The sequence below is a fragment of the Alteromonas sp. 5E99-2 genome (assembly GCF_017368475.1).
Lineage (GTDB): Bacteria > Pseudomonadota > Gammaproteobacteria > Enterobacterales > Alteromonadaceae > Alteromonas_F.
The window spans coordinates 1-326 of the sequence record NZ_JAFNJE010000104.1; the positions used below are offsets into that span (position 1 = coordinate 1).

Here is a 326-nt window from a genome sequence, read left to right on the forward strand (position 1 = left end):
GCAGACTTACACGTCCTTCATCGCCTCTAACTGCCAAGGCATCCACCGTATACGCTTAGTCACTTAACCATACAACCCAAAATAGCTTCGTCTTGGCTTCCTTCTCTTCGTTGCGCTTCCTCGTTCGCTCGGTTACGTATTGTTCATACGGGCCCTCACTCACTCGTCGCTTAACTCGATAAGAAATCCAATACTCGCTATTTCCTCTTCTTAACCATGAGTAGTTAAGCCTCTGAAAATAGCTTGCCACGTTTACTTTCGTAAATCCGTTCGCCTTTTGACTTCGAACGTTGGCATTGTTGTATGCATGACTGCTTAATCTACGT

The 326-nt window shown here is 45.4% G+C and carries 1 protein-coding gene; it reads right to left on the reverse strand.

All coding sequences use genetic code 11. The features are described 5' to 3' along the window. Window positions 1-55 precede the first annotated feature (55 nt). On the reverse strand, window positions 56-326 hold a 271-nt coding region (locus tag J3L16_RS16090), incomplete at its 5' end, for a hypothetical protein (RefSeq protein WP_207614073.1).